Here is a 20,243-nt window from a genome sequence, read left to right on the forward strand (position 1 = left end):
CGCTGTGCTCAGCGCCGCTGGGCGATGTCGAGGGTCCGTTCGGCCTGCCGGACCACGGCGAGGTCGACCATCCGGCCGTCGGCGCCGACGAAGACGCCGGTGCCCTCGGCCAGGGCCGACCGGTACGCGCCGACGAGTTCACGGGCCCGCGCGACGGTGTCGGGGTCCGGGTCGAAGACCGCGTTGACCACCGGGATCTGGGCCGGGTGGATGCAGGCGCGGCCGACGTAACCCATCCTGGCCAGTTCCCGGGTCGACTCGGCCAGCGCGGCGGGGTCCCGGTAGTCGGTGCTGACCGGGGCGACCGGCGGGTCGATTCCGGCGGCGGCGCTGACCAGCACCAGGTGGGTCCGGATCGGGGCCCACTGTCGGCCGTCGGGGCTCGGGTCCAGCCCGATCTCGGCGGCCAGGTCCGCCTCGCCGATCTGCAGCCGGGCCACCCGGGGGGCGCGGGCGATCTCCCGGGCGTCGAGGATCGCGGCAGCGCTTTCCAGCAGTGGTACGACAGCGATGGCGCCGGGGCGCAGACCCTGGTCGCGTTCCCGGGTGGTGAGCAGTTGGTCGACGGCGGCCACCTCGGCCGCCGATTCGGTCTTGGCGAGCACCACTCCGGTGATGCCGGGCAGGGGCAGCGCCGTCAGGTCGGTGTGGCCGTCCGTGCCGGGGTTGATCCGTACCCAGATCTGTGGTCCTGGGGTCCGGTCCCGCGCGGTGAGCCAGGCCGCGACGGTCTCGCGCGCCCGGTCCTTGCCGCCGGCGGGTACGGCGTCCTCGAGGTCGACGATCAGTGCGTCGGCACCGCGTCCGCCGGCCCTGCGGAGCTTGCCGGGATCGTCTCCGGGCACGTAGAGGTACGACCGTGAAACCACGCTGACCTCCTGATTCCGCTTTCTGGAACGCTGTTTCGCTGAGACTAGGGACGCGGCATGCTGCCGTCAAGACTGGTCTTTGACGGCTGTCTCGGCGAAGATCTAGGGTCTGATCGGAAAGCCGTTTCGGACAACGGAACAGGAGAGGGGGTGGTGTCCGTGCCCGACGGACCGCTCGCCGGCATCCGGGTGCTCGACGTCTCGACGATCCTCGCCGGGCCGCTGGCCTGCCAGATCCTCGGCGACTTCGGTGCCGACGTCATCAAGATCGAGCACCCGGTCGCGGGCGACGGCATGCGGGGACACGGCCCGGCCAAGGCCGGCACCCCGCTGTGGTGGAAGGAGATCTCCCGCAACAAGCGCACGGTCGGGCTCAGCCTCTCCGCCCCCGACGGCGCCGCGTTGTTCCGGCGCCTCGCCGCCAGCGCCGACGTCGTGGTGGAGAACTTCCGCCCCGGCACCCTGGAACGGTGGGGGATCGGCCCGGACCAGCTCACCGCCGACAACCCCGGACTGATCCTGCTGCGGATCACCGGCTTCGGACAGACCGGACCGTACGCTGCCCGCGCCGGCTTCGGCACGCTCGCCGAGGCGATGAGCGGCTTCGCGCACCTCACCGGCCAACCCGACGGGCCACCCACCCTGCCCGCGTTCGGCCTGGCCGACTCGATCTGCGGGATCGCCGCCTCCTCGGCGGTGTCCATGGCGCTGCTCGCCCGCGACCGCAACGGCGGCCAGGGCCAGGTCATCGACATGAACCTGCTCGAACCGATCATGACCGCGGTCGGCCCCGGCCCCACGGTCTACCAGCAGCTCGGTACGGTCGGCGGCCGGCACGGCAACCGATCGGTCAACAACGCCCCCCGCAACACGTACCGCACCGGCGACGGGCACTGGGTGGCGATCTCCACCAGCGCCCAGGCGATCGCCGAACGGGTGATGCGGCTGGTCGGCCACCCCGAGGTCATCGACGAGCCGTGGTTCGCCGCCGGACACAGCCGGGCCCGGCACGCCGACCTGCTCGACAACTACGTCGGCGACTGGATCGCCGCCCGAACCCGGGAACAGGTCCTCACCGCCTTCACCGAAGCCGGCGCCGCGATCGCCCCGATCTACACCGCCCGCGACATCGTCGAGGACCCGCACGTACGCGACACCGCGATGCTGGTGACCGTTCCCGACGACGACCTCGGCCCACTGCTGCAACACAACGTGCTGTGGCGGATGTCGCGGACCCCGGGGGCGGTCCGGTTCACCGGGCGGGACATCGGTGCCGACACCGACGAAGTCCTCGGCGACGAACTCGCCGTACCCGCAGAAGTCCTGGCCGACCTGCGGGAACGCCGCATCGTGCGGTGACCCGGCCGACCCCGTCCCGGTGCCGCCACCGGCACCCCGGCACCCCACCGGCACCCCGGCACCCCACCGGCAGCCGCCGGCCGCACCCGGCGCCCCACCGACGCACCGCCCGCAACCCCGACGCACCGCCCGCAACCTCGACGTACCGTCCTCAACCCCGACGAGGAGACATGACCACCGACATCAGTCCACCGGCCATGCCCCTGAACGCCCCGGCCAGCGTCCTGCTCGACGCGGCCCGCGCCGGCCTACGGGTGATCGACCTCGGTCGCCGCCTCACCGTCGGGATGCCGCAGTCGCCCAACCACCCCGCCTACTGGCACAGCCTGCCCCGCCGGCACGGCGACACCGTGCGAGCCGACGGCGGATCCGCCGCCAACGACATGATCGTCATGGGCACCCACGTCGGCACCCACATCGACGCCCTCGCCCACGTCTCGCAGGACGGCCGGCTCCACGGCGGCCTGCCGGTCGACGCGGCCCTGTCCGGTGGCCGCTACGACCAGCTCGGCGTGCACACCATCGAACCGATGGTCCGTCGCGGCGTGCTGCTCGACGTACCGGCCACGCACGGCGTCGACCGCCTCGACCCCGGCTACGAGATCACCGAAGCCGACCTGACCGCCACCGCCGAGCGCCAGCAGATCGACGTCGGAGCCGGTGACGTGGTGTTGCTGCGCAGCGGCTGGGGGCAGCACTTCGACAGCGGCGACCGGCAGTCGTTCATGGGCCTCGACTGCGGGGTGCCCGGCGTGGGAGAAGCCGGCGCCTACTGGCTCGCCGGCCGCCGGGTGCACGCCGCCGGCGCCGACACCATCGCCTTCGAGCGGCTCGCCCCCGGCGCCGGGCACGGACTGCTGCCGGCGCACCGGGTGCTGCTCGTCGAACACGGCATCTACCTGATCGAGACCATGGACCTGGAACGACTCGCCCACGACCGGGTGTACGAGTTCCTGTTCATCTGCGCGCCACTGGCCCTGTACGGCGCCACCGGCTCCCCGGTGCGCCCACTCGCGGTGGTGACCGGTGGCTGAACCCCCCCTGGCCCAGCGGATCGCCGACTTCGCCGTCGCCGCCGCCACCGACGGCGTACCGCCGCCGGTGGCGGCCAGCGTCGGGCACCGCATCCTGGACATCCTGGGGCTCTGCGTCGCCGCACACCGGTTGCCGACCAGCGCCGCGATCGTCGCCTACGTCCGTGACCAGGGCAGCCACCCGCAGGCCACCATCGTCGGTGCCGGCGAGCGGGCCAGCGCGGCCCACGCGGCGCTGGCCAACGGCGTACTGGCGCACTCCCTCGACTACGACGACACCCACCTGCCGTCGGTGCTGCACCCCAGCGCCGCCGTCGTGCCGGCCGCCCTCGCCGCCGCCGAGCACGCCGGCGCCGACGGCGGCCGGACCGTGCGGGCGATCGCCGCCGGGCTGGAGGTCGCCGTCCGGCTCGGCATGGCCGGCTACGACCGCGAACTCGGCAACTCGGTGTACTTCGAGCACGGCCAGCACGCCACCTCCATCACCGGGGCGATGGGCGGCGCGGTCGCCGCCGCGCTCATCTACGGCGCCGACGCCGACGGCGTACGGCACGCGCTGGGACTGACCGCGTCGATGGCGGCCGGGGTCATCGAGGCCAACCGCACCGGTGGCACCGTGAAGCGACTGCACTGCGGGCTGGCTGCCCAGTCCGCGGTCACCGCCGCCCAGCTGGTCGCCCACGGCTTCACCGGCCCGCCGACCGTGCTGGAAGGTCGGTTCGGGTTCTTCCAGGCCTGGCTGCACGGCCGGTACTTCCCCGACGAGGTGACCGTCGGGCTGGGCGAGCAGTGGTCGGTGCCGGACATCTTCTTCAAGCCGTACCCGGCGAACCACTTCACCCACGCCGCGATCGACGCGGGCCTCGCACTGCGCGCCCGCGGCGTCCGTCCGGCCGACGTCGACACGGTCACCCTGGCCGTGCCGACCGCCGTGATCCGGACCATCGGCGAACCGATCGAGGTCAAACGCCGCCCGGAGACCGGCTACCAGGCGCAGTTCAGCGGACCGTACGCGGTGGTGGCCGGGCTGCTCGGCGGCGGCGGCCTCGGCGTCGGACTGGACGACTTCACCGACGACCTGGCACGGGATCCGCTCCGCCGGGCGCTGGCCGCCCGGGTGAGTCTGGTGCCGGACGCCCGCTGCGACGCGATCTACCCGCACCAGTTCCCGGCGATCGTCACCGTGCGTACGACCAGCGGCGAGACGCTCGTCGAGGAGGTGCTGGCCAACCGGGGTGGCCCGCAGCGGCCGCTGAGCGACGACGAGTTGGCCCGCAAGTTCGGTGACAACGTGGCCGGCCGGCTCGACGCGGCAGCGGCCGGGACCGTGCGCCGCGAGGTCGCGGCGCTGGCCTCGGCCAGCAACGTACGGGCGGTTCTGGCGCCGTTGTCGACCTTCACCACCAGCAGCTAGGAGAGGCACGATGGGCCAGCTGGACCTGATCATCACCAACGTCAAGGTCGTCCTCGACGACCAGGAGCAGCCGCAGGACCTGGACATCGGAGTCTGCGACGGCCGGATCGTGCAGCTGGCACCCGGCCTGGCCCGCGCCGCCGCAGCAGCTGGCGACGGCCCGGCTGGACCGGCGGGCCCGGCTGGCGACGGCCCGGCTGGCGACGGCCCGGCTGGCGACGGCCCGGCTGGACCGGCGGGCCCGGCCAGGGACGGCACGCGGCCCGGCCCGCGCGTCGTCGATGGTCGGGGTCGGCTGGCGTTTCCCGGCGTCGTCGACGCCCACCAGCACTGGGGCATCTACCGGCCGCTGCCCGACGACGCCTACAGCGAGAGCCGGGCCTGCGCGCAGGGTGGGGTGACCACCGCGCTGACCTACATGCGGACCGGGCAGTACTACCTGAACAAGGGCGGACCGTACGCCGACTTCTTCCCCGAGGTGCTGACGGCCACCGAGGGGCGGGCGGTGGTCGACTACGCCTACCACCTGGCTCCGATGAGCCAGCAGCACATCGAGGAGATCCCGATGCTGGTCGGCGAGCACGGGGTGACCTCGTTCAAGGTGTTCATGTTCTACGGCAGCCACGGCCTGCACGGGCGCAGCCAGGACCAGAGCGCCTTCCTGATGACCCCGCCCGGGGAGCGTTACGACTACGCCCACTTCGAATTCGTGATGCGCGGGATCGAGGCGGCCCGGCAGCGGTATCCCGAGCTGGCCGACAGCATCTCCCTGTCGCTGCACTGCGAGACCGCCGAGATCATGAGCGCCTACACCAAGCTGGTGGAGCAGGACCCGGAGCTGAGCGGTCTGGCGGCGTACCACCGGTCCCGGCCGCCGCATTCGGAAGGGCTGGCGGTCACCATCGCCGCGTACCTGGCCCACGAGACCGGTCTGCCCACCATCAACCTGTTGCACCTCAGTTCCCGCAAGGCGGTCGAGGCGGCCCTGCTGATGGCCGACGCGTTCCCGCACATCGACTTCCGGCGTGAGGTGACGATCGGGCACCTGCTGGCCGACTGCGACACGGCGCACGGCATCGGCGGGAAGGTGAACCCGCCGCTGCGGCCACGCGACGACGTCGAGGCGCTCTGGGGGTACCTGCTCGACGGCCGGATCGACTGGGTGGTCAGCGACCACGCCTGCTGTCGTGACGAGCTGAAGTTCGGTGCCGACCGCGACGACGTGTTCCTGGCCAAGTCGGGGTTCGGCGGCGCCGAGTACCTGCTGGCCGGGATGGTCAGCGAGGGCGGCCGGCGGGGCCTGCCGATGAACCGGGTCGCCCAGCTGACCGCCGGTAATCCGGCCCGGCGCTACGGTCTCGGCGCGACCAAGGGCAGCATCCGGGTCGGGCTCGACGCGGACATCGCGCTGGTCGACACCGGACGCACCTGGACGGTACGGGCCGCCGACTCCGCCTCGGCGCAGGAGTACACCCCGTTCGAGGGGTTCGAGCTGACGGCGAAGGTCACCGACACGTTCCTGCGCGGCCGCCAGATCATGATCGACGGTACGGTGACCACCGAGCCGACCGGGCGTTACCTGGCCCGGCCGACGTCCTGACCGACCGGTGCGCCGGCCGACGTCGCGGTGGTCGACGTCCTGACCGACCGGTGCGCCGGCCGACGTCGCGGTGGTCGACGTCCTGGCCGGCTGCGCGCCGGCGGACGTCCTGGCCGCCGGCGCGGTGGTCGGTCGGCCGGCGCGGGCCGGTGCGGGCCGGGCGGTCGGCTAGGCCGGCTGCCCGGATCCGGCTTCGCTGAACCAGTCGCCGGTGCCGTACGGGTCGGCCAGCGGCTGCGAGCCGTGCTCGTGAATGATCCGCCAGACGCCGTCCGAGGCACGCCGTAGCCCCCAGGTCATCCGCATTCGCAGCTCGCGGTCCTGCGGCCCGCCGGTGAAACGGCAGTCGACGACGCCGCAGACGAAGGCGACGGTGTCGCTCTCGTGCACGTCCGGGCCGTCAGCCCAGCGCCAGTCGAGCAGCCGGATCGGTGAGTCGAAGTAGCGTCGCCAGCCCTCGTGGACCCGGTCGCCACCCCGGTTGGTCCACCGGGGGCCCTCCAGGAAGACGTACGTGTCCGGTCCGCCGTCGAAGCAGTCGAGTACGCCGTCGAGGTCACGCGCCCGGAGGGCGTCGAGCATCTGCGCCGGGGTGTCGACGGCCGAGCGGGTGGGGGTGACGGGCATGGCGGCGTCCTCGCTCTCGGTCGACCTGCGGTCCAGCGCTGGAACGCCGTTCCATTATCCCGTCGAGGGCTCGGTTTGACCAGCCCGGACGGTGGACCCACGCCCACCGCACCGCTCGGAGAAGCGCGCGGCCACCTCCAGCACGGCGTCGCGGCACACGTCGAACTCGTCGGAGAACCGCTCCATCGGCCCGCAGACGCTGATCACCGCGAGCGGCACCCCGTCGTGGCCGAACACCGGTGCCGCCACCGATGCCGCGCCCTCTTTGCGCTCAGCCGCCGACCTCGCCCAGCCCTGCGCCCGGACCTGGGCCAACTCCTCCCGTAGGCGCTGCACGTCGGTGACCGTCAGCGGCGTCACCGCCTCCAGTTCCGACGCCGCCAGGTACTCCTCGATCCGTGGTGCCGGCAGGTAGGCGAGGAACGCCCGCGACGACGCGCCCGCGTGCAACGGGTACGGCTCGCCGAGGTTCACCGACATGATCACTTCGCGGGCGGGCGTGACCTGGTCCACGTACACCCGGTGCCGGGCACCGGCCAGGACCGACAGCGTCGCGGTCTCATTGGTCCGGTCGCGCAGTTCCTGCAGGTACGCCCGACCCATATGGCGTACGTCAATGCGCTCCAGGTACCGCAGACCCAGCCGTAGCGCCTCCACCCCGAGCGAGTAGCGGCGGGTGTTCTCGTCCAGGGAGATCAACCCGCGACCCCGTAGTGACGCCAGGACCCGGTGCACCGCGGCCTTGGACAGCCCCAGTTCCTCGGCGATCTCGGTGACACCAAGATCGTCGCCGGGCAGCCGACCGAACAACAGCAGTACGTCCGCCGCCCGCTCCACTGCGGCGATGGTCGCACTGGACGCCTCGGTGGCCTTGTCCCGGCCGGTGGAGTCGGGCTCGGACCGCGCTTGTCGGGGCAACACACACAACTCCTCGCTCAGCCGGATTTGATGAATCCGGCTCGCTGATTTCCCCTGGCGGAAGCGGTCGGCCCGCGTGCAGAGGCTGATGGAAACCAGAGCGTAACGGCGTTCCGGTCCGGCGGCTAGACCGGGATTGGCCGTACCGGATCGTGCCGTCCCGGTAGCATATGGTGTCGTTGCCATCGCGTATCCGATACGACGGCGTGGTGGAGCCCCGCGCCGCGCGGCGCCCCTCGGGCGCGCGATCGCCGATGCGACACGTCCTTGGCGGAGGACAGCGCACGACGCGGAGGAGGCGGACATGGAGCTGGATCGGGCGACGGCGTTCCTGCGGACGAACCACCGGGCTGTCATGATCACCCGGCACGCCGACGGTCGGTGGCAGACCAGTCCGGTGCTGGTCGCCGTCGACGACGACGGCCGGGTCCTGGTCAGCACCAGGGAGGGCGCGGCAAAGGTACGCAACCTGCGTCGCGATCCGCAGGTGACCTTCTGTGTGACCACCGACCGGTTCTTCGGCGACTGGGTGCAGATCGACGGGACCGCCGAGGTGGTCGCGTTGCCGGACGCCCTCGACGTGCTGATCCACTACTACCGGCGGATCTCCGGCGAGCACTCCGACTGGGACGACTACCGGGCCGCGATGCGGCGGGACAAGCGGGTCGCGGTCCGGGTGACGGTCACCCACGCCGGCCCCGACACGCACGGCTGACGCTGCCCATAGCAGATCCACCGTGCCGCGCGCTGGCTGTCCACAACCATCTGCGTTGTCCACAGCCGAGGTGCCTGCCGCTGGCCGCACTCCCGGTGCGGGGCGAGGCTGGGTGTCGAGTCGACTCGGGACCTGGCCCACGAACCCCTACGGAGATGCGATGTTCGATACGTACGTGACGATTGTCGGCAACGTGCTGACCACGCCGGAGTGGCGGCGGACCACCCAGACCAACACCCTGGTCGCCAACTTCAAGGTCGCCTCGACCGCCCGCCGCCTCGACCGGGAGAACAACCGGTGGGTCGACGGCAACAGCCTGCGGGTGCGGGTGAACTGCTGGCGCAAGCTCGCCGAAGGGGTCGCCTCCTCGGTGATGCTCGGCGACCCGGTCGTGGTCGTCGGCCGGCTCTACACCCGCGACTGGGTCGACGGCGACGGCAAGCCCCGCCTGCAGTACGAGATGGAGGCCGTCGCCGTCGGCCACGACCTGGCCCGGGGCCGGGGCCGGTTCACCCGTAACCGGCCGACCCTGGCGACCAGCGAGGTCGCCGGCGACGACCCGGAGCGGCGGGTGCAGGGCGAGGCCACCACGCAGGTACGGCCGGGCGAGGCACCGCCGACGCACAACGAGTTGTTCGACGGCGACGACGACCCGATGTTCCTGGAGCCGTCCGTCCCGTCCCCGGTGGAGGGCGAGCCGAACCGCCCCGGGCGGCCGATCACGCTGGCCGTGGACGTGCTCGCCGCACAGGCGGCCGACGCACTCGCCGCACAGTCAGCCGATGTACTCGGCGGTCTGACGCCGTCGGACGACCCGCTCGACGAGGAGCCGCCCGACGAGGCCGACGAGCCGACATCCGGCGCGTCAGGTCCCACGTCCGGCGCATTCGATGCGGTGCCGTCGGACGCGACGTCGTCGGGTGCGTCCGACGACCGCCCTGCCGCTGACCACCCGTCCGCCGACCAGCCGGCAGGTGATCCGCTCCCGGTCACGGACCGGCCGGTCACCGACCGGCCCGAGCCGGCCGGCCGGCAACGGCGGTCCCGCGCCCGCACGCCTGTGCCGGTCTGACCGTCGGAGGTCTGACCGTCGGGTCGCGGTGGTACGGCGTCGGGTGGCCGTACCACCGCGACCGGGCGGGCGGACCGGGCCGACGTAAGCTGCCGTGGTGGCACACCACGCAGGCAGGATCCGGAGTGCGGCGGCAGCCGCCACGGCTGGCGGGCTGCTCGCCGGGTACGCCCTCGACGCGGTCCTCGGCGATCCACGCCGGTGGCATCCGGTCGCCGGGTACGGCCGGTTCGCCGGCGCGCTGGAGCGGCGGATGTACCGACCGACCCGTGGCGCCGGTGTCGCCTTCGCGGTGGTGGCGGTCGGCGCGCCGGCGCTCGTCGCCGCAGCCGCTGCGGCGGCGACCCGGCGGCATCCGCTGGCCCGAGCGGCGCTCGTCGCCGGCACGACCTGGGCGGTGCTCGGTGGGCGCACACTGCGTACCGAGGCGCGGGTGATGGCACGGGCGCTGCGCGACGACGACGTGCCGGCGGCCCGCGCCCGGCTCAACCACCTGTGCGGGCGGGATCCGGCCACGCTCGACGCACCGGAGCTGGCCCGGGCGACGGTCGAGTCGGTCGCCGAGAACACCTCGGACGCGGTGGTCGCCCCACTGTTCTGGGGTGCCGTCGCCGGTCTTCCCGGCCTGGTCGGCTACCGCGCGGCGAACACCCTCGACGCGATGGTCGGGCACCGTTCACCGCGCTACGCGCGCTTCGGCACCGCCTCGGCACGCCTCGACGACCTGCTGAACTACGTGCCGGCACGGCTGACCGGCCTGGCCGCCGTGTGGTGGGCGCCGGCGGTCAAGGGCGACCGGGCGGCGGCGTTGCGGGTGTGGCGGCGGGACCGGGCCGACCACCCGAGCCCGAACGCGGGCCAGTGCGAGGCGGCGTTCGCCGGTGCGCTCGGGGTCCGGCTCGGTGGACGCAACATCTACTTCGGGCGCTCTGAAGTCCGTCCGTACCTTGGCGACGGTCCAAGGCCGTCACCGCGTCGAATTAAGCGGGCCGCGACCCTGTCCCGGCTGATCAGCCACACCGCAGCCGCCACCCTCCCCGCCCTCGCTGCCCTCCGCGCCCTCCCGGCTCTCCGCGCCCTCCCGGCTCTCCCGACGATCTTGCAGTTATCGAGAGCTTTTGTCCGGAATGTCCGTCGATAAGTGCAAGATCGTCGAGACCTGACGGGTGGCGGTGGTGGGCTGCTGGTGGCCGGGACCACCTCTGACGCCGGCAAGAGTGTCCTGACCGCCGGAATCTGCCGCTGGCTGAAACGCCGAGGGGTGCGGGTCGCCCCGTTCAAGGCGCAGAACATGTCCAACAACTCGGCGGTCGTTGTTGGGGCCGACGGTCGGGGCGGCGAGATCGGTCGGGCGCAGGCGATGCAGGCCGCCGCCTGTGGGCTGGAGCCGCAGGTACGGTTCAACCCGGTGCTGCTCAAGCCGGGTAGCGACCGGTCCTCTCAGGTGGTGCTGCTCGGCGAAGCCGTCGACACCGTCACCGCGACCAACTACCGCACCATGCGGTCCCGCCTCGCCGGCACGGTCCACGCCACGTTGGCCGAGTTGCGCGCCGAGTACGACGTGGTGGTCTGCGAAGGGGCCGGCAGCCCCACCGAGATCAACCTGCGGGCCGGTGACTTCGTCAACCTCGGACTGGCCCGGCACGCCAACCTTCCGGCGATCGTCGTCGGCGACATCGACCGGGGCGGGGTGTTCGCCGCGATGTTCGGCACCGTCGCGCTGCTCAGCGCCGAGGACCAGGCCCACATCGCCGGATTCGTGATCAACAAGTTCCGGGGCGACCTGGGACTGCTGCGACCCGGTATCGACATGCTGCACCAGGTCGCCGGGCGGCCGACGTACGGGGTGCTGCCCTGGCGGCCGGACCTCTGGCTCGACGGTGAGGACTCCCTCGCGTACGGCCGGACCGTCGGCCGACCCACGGCGCCGCGCGGCCGCGACACGCTGCGGATCGCGGCGGTCCGGTTGCCCCGCATCTCCAACGCCACCGACCTGGAGGCGTTCGCCGCCGAGCCGGGGGTGCAGGTCCGGCTCACCGTCGACCCGGCCGACGTGGCCGCCGCCGACCTGGTCGTGCTGCCCGGCACCAAGTCGACGGTGGACGACCTGGCCTGGCTGCGGCGTACCGGGTTGGCCGAGGCGGTGATCGCGCACGCCGCCGCCGGCCGCCCGCTGCTGGGCATCTGCGGCGGTTTCCAGATGCTCGGCCGGGTCGTCCACGACGAGGTGGAGAGCCGTCGGGGCAGCGTCGAAGGGCTCGGACTGCTGCCCGTCGAGATCACCTTCGCCGCTCGCAAGACCGTAACCCGCAGCGCCGGCCGCGCCTACGGCGACGTGCCGGTACGCGGGTACGAGATCCACCATGGGTACGTCTCCCGCATCGCCAGGTCGACCGCGCCGCTGATCACCGACACTGGCAGCGGCGGCGGCACCGGCAGCGGCAGTGACACCAGCAGTGACACCAGCAGCGGCAGCGGCACGTCAGACGGTACGGAGGGCGTGCGGGTCGGGTCGATCTGCGGTACCCATTGGCACGGCGCGTTCGAGTCCGACGAGTTCCGCCGCCGCTACCTCGACGAAGTGGCCCGGCAGGCCGGCCGGCACGGGTTCGTCGTCGCGCCGGACACCGACTTCGCGGCGTTGCGCCAACGCGGGTTGGATCTGCTCGGCGATCTGGTCGAGGAGCATCTCGACACCGACGCGTTGTGGCGACTGATCGAAGGCGGGCCGCCGCCCGGACTACCGTTCATCCCACCGGGAGCGCCCAAGGCGCCCTGACCACACACACCGGGGAGGTCGACTGGCGGTGCGCGGCGCACAGCAGACGGGGGCGATGCCGATCAGCGGGCCGGGGAGCCTGGCGACCTTCGCCGGGCTGGCCCGGCAGGTGTACGCCGGCCCGGCCCGGCTCGGTCGGGTCCGGCTCGTGGTGGTCGACGGCCCGAGCGGCGCGGGCAAGTCGACCTTCGCCGAGCGCCTGGCCGCCGCCTGCGCGGCGGCCGTACCGACGCCTCCTGCGGTCGCGGTCGTGCACACCGATGATCTGCTCGACGGCTGGCACGACCAGTTCACCTTCTGGCCACGGCTTCACGAGTGGGTGCTCGGTCCGCTGGGCGCGGGTCGGCCGGCCCGCTACCGACGGTACGACTGGGTCGCCGGGCGGTTCCGCGACGAGTGGACCGTCGTCGACCCGCCCGACGTACTGGTGATCGAGGGGGTGAGCGCGGCCCGCGCGGCGATCCGGCCGGCCGCGACGCTGTCGGTCTTCGTCACCGCCGCCGCGCCGGTGCGGCTGGCCCGGTCGCTGGCCCGCGACGGGGCGGCGATGCAGCCGGCCCTGGACCGGTGGCGGCGGGCCGAGGAACGATTCTTCACCACCGACGGTACGGCGGCCGGAGTCGATCTGGTCGTCGACACGTCGGCGGCGGGACCTGCGGATCCGTCGACGTACCGGCGGGTCGGCGGGCGGGCGGACGTAGACGCCGGTGGTGCCGGTGGGGCACCATCGGCGAGGTAGGCCAGTCCAGCCGACCCCGGGGGGCACCCGAGATGACCGCAGACGACGACGGCGCCACGCCGACGACCGGCGGCGGTACGCCGGACGCCACCACCGGCGGCGGCTCGCCCGACGCCACCACCCCGACCCGGCGGCGGGTCGTGCTGACCGGGATCAGTTCCCGGGCCTGGGAGCACCCGGCCGACCGGGGCGCGCTGACCGCGTTGCGGGAGCTGCGCGGCTTCGACGACGTCGTGAAGACGTTCTTCGGGATGTGGAACGAGCGCGCCTTCCGCTTGACCTATCTCGCGTCGTCGATCCGGGTGGATCACCGCCAGTATCCCCGGGTGCACCGGATCTTCGTCGAGGCGGCGACCACGCTCGACGTACCGGAGCTGCCGGAGCTGTTCGTGACCCAGTCCCCGGTGCTCGGCGCTGCCGCGATCGGGTTGGACAAGCCGTTCATCGTGGTCAACAGCGCCTGCGTGCAGCAGCTCGACGACGAGGAGCTGCGCACCCTGCTCGGCCACGAGCTGGGCCACGTGCGCAGCGGGCACGCCGTCTATCAGACGATTCTCACCATTCTGACCCGCTGGGCGGCGAACCTGAGCTGGCTGCCGGTCGGGGCGATCGCGCTGCGGGCGATCATCGCGGCGATGCTCGAATGGTGGCGCAAGGCGGAGCTGTCCGGTGACCGGGCCGGTCTGCTCGCCGCCCAGGATCCGGCGGCGTCGCTGCGGCTGCTGATGAAGCTGGCCGGCGGTGGCGACCTGAGCCAGATCGACACGGCCGCCTTCCTGGAGCAGGCCGCCGAGTACGAAGGCGGCGGCGACCTGCGCGACAGCGTGCACAAGCTGCGGATGACGGCGTGGAGCACCCATCCGGTGCCGGTGGCGCGGGCGGCCGCGCTGCGGCAGTGGATCGACGCCGGTGGGTACGGGCAGGTGCTGGCGGGTGACTATCCGCGTCGCGGCGACGACGCCACGGCGTCGGTGACCGAGGAGATCAAGGCCGCCGCGCAGGCGTACCGGGAGGAGTTCAGCCGCAGCCAGGATCCGCTCGTCGGGCTGCTGCGCCGGCTCGGTGCCGGTGCCGCCGACATGGGGGAGTGGGCCACCGGCGCGGCCGGCCGGGCCCGGTCCTGGATGGGCGCGGCGAGCAGCACCGGTCGCTCGGGGCCGCGACCCCGCTGATCCGCCGGTCCGGCCCGCGACCCCGCTGATCCGGTGACGGTTCGGCCGTCGGCGGTCCGGGTGCGGAGATCCGACACCTACGATCGTCGGATGACGACTGCCATCCCTACCGCCGCCGACCTGCGGTCCGCCATCGCCCGTGAGCTGCCCGGGGTCCGTGCCGACCTGGAAGAACTGATCCGGATTCCCGGCATCGCCTTCGACGGGTTCGACCACAGCCAGGTGGAGCGGTCCGCCGCCGCCGTCGCCGAGTTGGCCCGGGGCTGCGGACTGGACGTGCAGGTGGTCCGGGCCGGCGGCCAGCCTGCCGTGATCGGCCGGCGACCCGCGCCGCCCGGTGCCCCGACGGTGCTGCTCTACGCCCACCACGACGTGCAACCGGTCGGCGATCCGGCGCTGTGGACCAGCGACCCGTTCGAGCCGGTGGAGCGCGACGGCCGGCTGTACGGCCGGGGTGCCGCCGACGACAAGGCCGGCGTGATGGCGCACATCGCGGCGCTGCGGGCGTTCGGCGACGCGCTGCCGGTCGGCGTGGTGCTCTTCGTCGAAGGCGAGGAGGAGTACGGCAGCGAATCGCTGTCCCGGCTGCTCGACGCCCACCGGGACGAGTTGGCCGCCGATGTCATCGTGATCGCGGACTCGGCGAACTGGGAGATCGGCGTACCGGCGTTGACCACGTCGTTGCGCGGACTGGTCAGCTGTTTCGTCGAGGTGCGTACGTTGCGCCAGGCGGTACACAGCGGCATGTTCGGTGGTCCGGTGCCGGACGCGCTGACGGTGCTCTGCCGGTTGCTGGCCACCCTGCACGACGACGCGGGTGACGTGGCCGTACCGGGTCTGGTGGGGCGGACCGGTGCCGCCGTCGACCTGCCGCAGCAGCGGCTGCGCGACGAGGCCGGGATGGTTGACGGGGTGCGGTTCACCGGCACCGGGGCGTTGACCGACCGGCTCTGGACCAAGCCGGCGGTGTCGGTGCTCGGCATCGACGCCCCGGCCGCCGACAGCGCGCCGAACGCGCTGGTGCCGACCGCCCGGGCCAAGGTGAGTCTGCGGCTGGCACCCGGTGACGACCCGGCGAGCGCGTACGCGGCGTTGGCCGCGCATCTGCAGGCCAACGCCCCGTGGGGGGCCCAGGTCGAGGTGAACCTGGAAAGTGACGGTGGCGCCTGCGTCATCGACGCGACCGGTCCGTACTTCGACGCGGCGCGGGCGGCGTTCGCGGCGGCCTGGGACGGTGTGGCTCCGGTGGAGATCGGCGTCGGCGGGTCGATCCCCTTCATCGCCACCTTCCAGGAGATGTTCCCGGCGGCGGCGATCCTGGTGACCGGGGTGGAGGACCCGCACGCGGGTGCGCACGGGCCGGACGAGAGTCTGCACCTGGGCGAGTTCGAACGGGTCTGTCTGGCGGAGGCGTTCCTGCTCGCGGCGGTGGCGGATCCGGCGATTCAGCTGCCTGCGGGTGCGCCGGTACGCTAGAATTTCGAACATGCGTACGAATGAGGTGATCGCGCGGCTGGACGCCGCGGTCAGTGCTCTGCGGGACGTCGACGTCTCCGCGTGGCCCGAGGAGTCGCTGCGTGCCCAGCTCGGCGAGCTCTCGGTCGCGCTCTGCGCCATCGATTCCGCGTTGGCCCGGGTGGCCGACGAGGTGCGTGCCCGTGGCCTGCGGGTCGAGGAGCCGCCGGCGGCGACGCCGTCGCGTCGTGGCGAGCCGGAGCTGATCACGGCCTAGTCGTCGGACAACGCCCCTACTCGTCGCAGGTGGCTGCCAGGATGAGGCGGTGCGGTTCATCGACCTGGCAGCCACCTCGGCCGCGGTGCGCGCCACCTCCGGCCGGCGTGCCAAGGTGGAGTTGCTCGCCGCCGCGTTGCGGGCGTTGACCGCCGATGAGTTGACCGCGGGTGCGGCCTGGCTCGCCGGCGAGCTGCGGCAGCGCCAGACCGGTGTCGGGTACGCCGGTCTGCGTGACCTGCCGCCGCCGGCGTCCGAGGCGTCGATGTCGGTCGCCGACGTCGACGCCTCGGTCACGGCGATCGCCGCCGTGACCGGTGCCGGCGCGCAGGCCCGCCGCCGCGATCTGCTGGGCGCGTTGTTCGCCGCCGCCACCGCCGACGAGCAGCGGATGCTCGTCGGGCTGTTCACCGGCGAACTACGCCAGGGTGCCCAGACCGGGCTGCTGATCGACGCGGTGGCCCGCGCCGCCGAGGTCCCGCTCCCGTTGGTACGCCGCGCGCTGCTGCTCGCCGGTGATCCGCCCACGGTGGCGGCCGCCGCGCTCACCGGCGGTGCGCCGGCACTGGCCGCCCTCACCCTGACCGTGGGGCGTCCGCTGGCGCCGATGCTGGCCCGCAGCGCCGCGTCGGTCGACGACGCGGTGGCGGCCACCGGTGTGCCGGCGGTCGTGGAGACCAAGCTCGACGGGATCCGGATCCAGGTGCACCGCAGCGGCGGTGACGTCGCGGTCTTCACCCGCAGCCTGGACGACATCACCGCCCGGGTGCCGGCGGTGGTCGCCGCTGCGCAGGCGTTGCCGGTCCGCGAGATCGTGCTCGACGGGGAGGCGTTGGCACTGGACGCCGCCGGACGACCCCGGCCGTTCCAGGAGACGTCCCAGTTGGCCGCGACCCGTCCGGTGGGAGGCCCCGGCGCCGCCAGCCCCAGCACCGCCGGCAAGACCAGCGTCGGCAGCGGCACGACCAGTGCCGGCAGCGGGCGGCTGACACCGTACTTCTTCGATCTGCTGCACCTCGACGGCGCGGACCTGCTCGACGAGCCTGGCGACGTGCGGTGGCCGGCGTTGGCAGCGGCGGTCCCGGCCGGCCTGTTGGTACCGAGGTGGCGTGTCGACGACGTCGGGCAGGCGGCCGCCGCGTTCGCCGCCGCGCTGGACGCCGGCCACGAGGGCGTGGTGGTCAAGTCGCCGCAGGCGCCGTACGACGCGGGCCGCCGTGGTGCCGCCTGGGTCAAGGTCAAGCCACGGCACGTGCTCGACCTGGTGGTGCTGGCGGTGGAGCGGGGCAGCGGGCGGCGTACCGGCTGGCTGTCCAACCTGCACCTGGGCGCCCGGGATCCGGCCGGCGGCGGGTTCGTGATGCTCGGCAAGACGTTCAAGGGGTTGACCGACGAGACGCTGCGCTGGCAGACGCGGCGGTTCACCCAACTGGCGGTCGAGGAGGGCGACTGGGTCGTGCGGGTCCGCCCGGAGCAGGTCGTCGAGATCGCCTTCGACGGGGTGCAGGCGAGCCGGCGGTACCCGGGCGGGTTGGCGTTGCGCTTCGCCCGGGTGCTGCGCTACCGCGACGACAAGTCGGCCGCCGACGCGGACACCATCGACACGGTTCGTGCCATCCACGCCGGCCGCCGCACCTACTGACGTCGGCCGGCGCGCCCCGGTGTCGTCGGTCGGTGCCGTTACGGCGGGCCGACCGACGACACCTCGTACCGCCAGACCTGCGCGTCGCGGATCTGGGCGGTCTGCTCCGACGACGACCCGGTGCCCCGGAATTCGAGCAGTTCGGCCTCGGACTCCCAGCGTTCGTGGACGTTGATCCGGCCGGGGTCGACGAGGTCGGCGCCGAGGGTGAAGTCGAGGCAGCCGGGTGCCGACCGGGCGGCCCGGATCACCTCCTGGCAGCCGGCCAGGTAGGCGTCGCGGTCGGCGGGATCGACGTGCAGCGCGCCGGCAATGATGATCATATGCGTCAGCCCAGCGGGTTGTGGTCGGCCGGCACGATCTCGGTGGCCGGTGGCGGGGGTGGCGGGGTGCCGTCGCCGAACGGCCGGCCGCCGAGCTGGTCGCGCCCGTGCGGGCTCAGCCAGTTGTCCAGCTCCGGTCCGAGCGGGACGACTCCGGTCGGGTTGATGTCCCGGTGCACCTCGTAGTAGTGCCGTTTGATGTGGTCGAAGTCGATGGTGTCGCCGAACCCGGGGGTCTGGAACAGGTCCCGCGCGTACGCCCACAGCACCGGCATCTCGGTCAACTTCTGCCGGTTGCACTTGAAATGTCCGTGGTAGACCGGGTCGAACCGGACCAGGGTGGTGAACAGCCGTACGTCGGCCTCGGTGATGGTGTCCCCGACCAGGTAGCGCTGGGTCTGCAGCCGGGTGGAGAGCCAGTCGAGGCGGTCGAACAGCCGCTGGTAGGCCTTGGCGTACGCCTCCTGGCTGCCGGCGAAGCCGCACCGGTACACCCCGTTGTTGACGTCGGCGAACACGACCGCGTTGACCTCGTCGATCTCGGCCCGCAGCGGCTCGGGGTAGAGCTGCGGCGCCCCGGGCCGGTGGTACGCGGTCCACTCGGTCGACATGTCCAGGGTGATCTGGGCGTAGTCGTTGGTCACCACCTGGCCGGTGGCCACGTCGACGATCGCCGGTACGGTGATTCCCCGGTCGTAGTCGGGGAACCGGGCGAAGAACGCCTCCTGTAGCCGCTCGATGCCGAGCACCGGGTCACGGCCGTCCGGGTCGAGGTCGAAGGTCCAGCTCCGCTTGTCGTGGGTGGGTCCGGCGACGCCCATGGACAGCGCCTGTTCCAGGCCCAGCAGTCGGCGGACGATGATGGTCCGGTTCGCCCAGGGACAGGCCCGGCTGACCACGAGCCGGTACCGGTCCGGTGCCACCGGGTAGCCGTCGCGCCCGTCTGCGGTGATCCGGGTCGCGATGTAGCGCTGGTCGCGGGTGAACTCGCCGCCGGGGTTGACGTAGGTGCCGTCTGCCGCTTTCGCCATATCAGCACCGTACCCACTCGACGGCTGTCGCATCCCGCTACCCGTACCGGACCGACGCGTTGCCCGGGTCGTGGCGCCTGCCCTGGCTCACTGGGCTGCGGTATCGGTCATGCCGGTAGCTTCGACGGCGCTCCGGCGGCGGGCCGTCGGCTGCTCAGCCAGTAATCGCTTCGCGACGTGCGGACGGCCCGGCACCGTGTCACCCTCCGGTGGGCAACGTGACACCGGAGGGGTGCGGCACCCGGTGCGCGGTCGCAGGCGGCCCGCCGGGACCGTGCGGCAGCGCCGGTGGCATATGCTCGCCGACCAACTGAATCATCCGGAGGTAGGGCATGGCTTCGCTCGACGCGGCGCTCAAGGACGCGATGACCATCGAGGGCGCGATCGGTGCCGCGGTGGTGGACTATTCCAGCGGGATGACCCTGGGTACCGCCGGTGGGTCGGCTGAGCTGGATCTTTCGGTCGCGGCGGCCGGCAACACCGACGTGGTCCGGGCCAAGCTGCGTACGCTGGAGATGCTGAAGATCGACGATGGGATCGAGGACATCCTGATCACCCTCGACACCCAGTACCACCTGATCCGGCCGGTCTCCTCCCGCTCCGGTCAGGGGCTGTTCATCTATCTGGCGCTGAGCCGCTCGCGGTCGAACCTGGCGTTGGCCCGCCACCAGCTGCGGCAGATCGAAGCCGGCCTGGAGCTCTGAGTCGGGCCACGGCTGTGTCGGGGCGTGGTGGGCGACGGGGCGTTGCGGGTGAACGGAGATCACTGATGTCGGCAACCAACGGCAGCGGACCGGCGGCGCCGGATCCCGCGTACGCGGAACTGGCCGCCCTCAAGCATGCGGTCACCGGGGTGATCGGGTCGGTGGTCGCGGGGGTCGACGGGCTGTTGCTGCTGCACGACCTGACCGACGGCACCCAGCCGCACGACCTGGCCGCGCTGGCGGCGGCGACCTTCGGGCTCGGCCGCCAGACCGGGCTCGCGCTGCGCCAGGGGCCGTTCCGTGAGTCGACGGTGCGTAGCCACCGCGGCTACTTCTCCGTGTACGCGATCAACGACAAGGCGTTGCTCGCGGTTCTGGGCGCCGACGGGTTGAACGTGGCCCGGCTGCACATCGAGGCGCGGGCGGTGACCGGGCGGCTGGTGACGATGCTGGACGTGCACGTGGCGAATCAGCTCCGCCTCTGAGGGCAGTTCGTCAACCGAGGGTTGACGA

At 72.7% G+C, this 20,243-nt stretch carries 20 protein-coding genes; 15 read left to right on the forward strand and 5 right to left on the reverse strand.

Annotated elements, in window-relative coordinates; translation table 11 throughout:
* Positions 1-8: 8 nt before the first annotated feature.
* Positions 9-869: an HpcH/HpaI aldolase/citrate lyase family protein gene (locus tag ACN28F_RS23315; protein WP_289210023.1), complete on the reverse strand. Its 861-nt coding sequence runs from the start codon at positions 867-869 to the stop codon at positions 9-11.
* A 159-nt stretch (positions 870-1,028) separates the two neighbouring features.
* Here ACN28F_RS23315 and ACN28F_RS23320 point away from each other — a divergent pair, with 159 nt between their 5' ends.
* The 4 genes from ACN28F_RS23320 (at position 1,029) to ACN28F_RS23335 (ending at position 6,276) form a co-directional block, all read left to right on the forward strand.
* Complete coding sequence (locus tag ACN28F_RS23320) at positions 1,029-2,228, forward strand: CaiB/BaiF CoA transferase family protein (protein ID WP_353850563.1); 1,200 nt, start codon at positions 1,029-1,031, stop codon at positions 2,226-2,228.
* 170 nt (positions 2,229-2,398) lie between these two features.
* Positions 2,399-3,262 (forward strand): cyclase family protein, encoded by an 864-nt coding sequence (locus ACN28F_RS23325; RefSeq protein WP_289210025.1) that lies wholly within the window; start codon positions 2,399-2,401, stop codon positions 3,260-3,262.
* Positions 3,255-4,676: an MmgE/PrpD family protein gene (locus tag ACN28F_RS23330; RefSeq protein ID WP_289210026.1), complete on the forward strand. Its 1,422-nt coding sequence runs from the start codon at positions 3,255-3,257 to the stop codon at positions 4,674-4,676. The genes ACN28F_RS23325 and ACN28F_RS23330 overlap by 8 nt, the downstream gene beginning before the upstream one ends.
* A gap of 10 nt (positions 4,677-4,686) precedes the next feature.
* Positions 4,687-6,276 carry a dihydroorotase gene (locus tag ACN28F_RS23335; RefSeq protein ID WP_421359706.1) on the forward strand — a complete coding sequence of 530 codons (1,590 nt, stop codon included), beginning with the start codon at positions 4,687-4,689 and terminating at the stop codon, positions 6,274-6,276.
* A 168-nt stretch (positions 6,277-6,444) separates the two neighbouring features.
* Here ACN28F_RS23335 and ACN28F_RS23340 read toward each other — a convergent pair whose 3' ends face one another.
* Together ACN28F_RS23340 and ACN28F_RS23345 are read right to left on the reverse strand one after the other, a co-directional pair.
* Positions 6,445-6,903: a YybH family protein gene (locus ACN28F_RS23340; RefSeq protein ID WP_289210028.1), complete on the reverse strand. Its 459-nt coding sequence runs from the start codon at positions 6,901-6,903 to the stop codon at positions 6,445-6,447.
* Between the two features lie 54 nt (positions 6,904-6,957).
* Positions 6,958-7,824: an IclR family transcriptional regulator gene (locus tag ACN28F_RS23345; protein WP_289210029.1), complete on the reverse strand. Its 867-nt coding sequence runs from the start codon at positions 7,822-7,824 to the stop codon at positions 6,958-6,960.
* A gap of 301 nt (positions 7,825-8,125) precedes the next feature.
* Here ACN28F_RS23345 and ACN28F_RS23350 point away from each other — a divergent pair, with 301 nt between their 5' ends.
* The 9 genes from ACN28F_RS23350 to ACN28F_RS23390 all read left to right on the forward strand — a co-directional run bounded on the left by ACN28F_RS23350 (position 8,126) and on the right by ACN28F_RS23390 (position 17,672).
* Complete coding sequence (locus ACN28F_RS23350; RefSeq protein WP_421359708.1) at positions 8,126-8,536, forward strand: PPOX class F420-dependent oxidoreductase; 411 nt, start codon at positions 8,126-8,128, stop codon at positions 8,534-8,536.
* Positions 8,537-8,696: 160 nt separating this feature from the next.
* Entirely contained in the window at positions 8,697-9,608 is a 912-nt protein-coding gene (locus ACN28F_RS23355; RefSeq protein WP_421359710.1) for a single-stranded DNA-binding protein, read from the forward strand.
* Positions 9,609-9,726: 118 nt separating this feature from the next.
* Positions 9,727-10,749, forward strand: coding sequence for a cobalamin biosynthesis protein (locus ACN28F_RS23360; RefSeq protein WP_421361487.1), 1,023 nt, complete (start codon positions 9,727-9,729; stop codon positions 10,747-10,749).
* A gap of 45 nt (positions 10,750-10,794) precedes the next feature.
* Positions 10,795-12,387 (forward strand): cobyric acid synthase, encoded by a 1,593-nt coding sequence (locus ACN28F_RS23365; RefSeq protein ID WP_421359711.1) that lies wholly within the window; start codon positions 10,795-10,797, stop codon positions 12,385-12,387.
* 28 nt (positions 12,388-12,415) lie between these two features.
* Positions 12,416-13,126, forward strand: a complete 711-nt coding sequence (locus tag ACN28F_RS23370) for a uridine kinase family protein (protein ID WP_421359712.1) — start codon at positions 12,416-12,418, stop codon at positions 13,124-13,126.
* A gap of 32 nt (positions 13,127-13,158) precedes the next feature.
* Positions 13,159-14,298 (forward strand): M48 family metallopeptidase, encoded by a 1,140-nt coding sequence (locus tag ACN28F_RS23375; protein WP_289210034.1) that lies wholly within the window; start codon positions 13,159-13,161, stop codon positions 14,296-14,298.
* 90 nt (positions 14,299-14,388) lie between these two features.
* On the forward strand, positions 14,389-15,774 hold the full coding sequence (locus tag ACN28F_RS23380; protein ID WP_289210035.1) for a dipeptidase: 1,386 nt from the start codon (positions 14,389-14,391) through the stop codon (positions 15,772-15,774).
* 10 nt (positions 15,775-15,784) lie between these two features.
* Positions 15,785-16,030, forward strand: coding sequence for a hypothetical protein (locus ACN28F_RS23385; RefSeq protein ID WP_289210036.1), 246 nt, complete (start codon positions 15,785-15,787; stop codon positions 16,028-16,030).
* A 49-nt stretch (positions 16,031-16,079) separates the two neighbouring features.
* On the forward strand, positions 16,080-17,672 hold the full coding sequence (locus tag ACN28F_RS23390; RefSeq protein ID WP_289210037.1) for an ATP-dependent DNA ligase: 1,593 nt from the start codon (positions 16,080-16,082) through the stop codon (positions 17,670-17,672).
* A gap of 38 nt (positions 17,673-17,710) precedes the next feature.
* On the opposite strand, the gene ACN28F_RS23395 is transcribed toward ACN28F_RS23390, so the two are convergent.
* Positions 17,711-17,995: a putative quinol monooxygenase gene (locus ACN28F_RS23395; protein WP_289210038.1), complete on the reverse strand. Its 285-nt coding sequence runs from the start codon at positions 17,993-17,995 to the stop codon at positions 17,711-17,713.
* Between the two features lie 5 nt (positions 17,996-18,000).
* Positions 18,001-19,059: a glutathione S-transferase family protein gene (locus ACN28F_RS23400; protein ID WP_421359715.1), complete on the reverse strand. Its 1,059-nt coding sequence runs from the start codon at positions 19,057-19,059 to the stop codon at positions 18,001-18,003.
* A 299-nt stretch (positions 19,060-19,358) separates the two neighbouring features.
* On the opposite strand from ACN28F_RS23400, the gene ACN28F_RS23405 reads away from it, so the two are divergent.
* Positions 19,359-19,730, forward strand: coding sequence for a hypothetical protein (locus tag ACN28F_RS23405; RefSeq protein ID WP_289210040.1), 372 nt, complete (start codon positions 19,359-19,361; stop codon positions 19,728-19,730).
* Positions 19,731-19,795: 65 nt separating this feature from the next.
* Positions 19,796-20,215 carry a roadblock/LC7 domain-containing protein gene (locus ACN28F_RS23410; RefSeq protein ID WP_289210041.1) on the forward strand — a complete coding sequence of 140 codons (420 nt, stop codon included), beginning with the start codon at positions 19,796-19,798 and terminating at the stop codon, positions 20,213-20,215.
* Positions 20,216-20,243: the final 28 nt, after the last annotated feature.

It is taken from the genome of Solwaraspora sp. WMMA2101 (genome assembly GCF_049179175.1).
In the GTDB taxonomy this organism is placed as follows: domain Bacteria; phylum Actinomycetota; class Actinomycetes; order Mycobacteriales; family Micromonosporaceae; genus Micromonospora_E.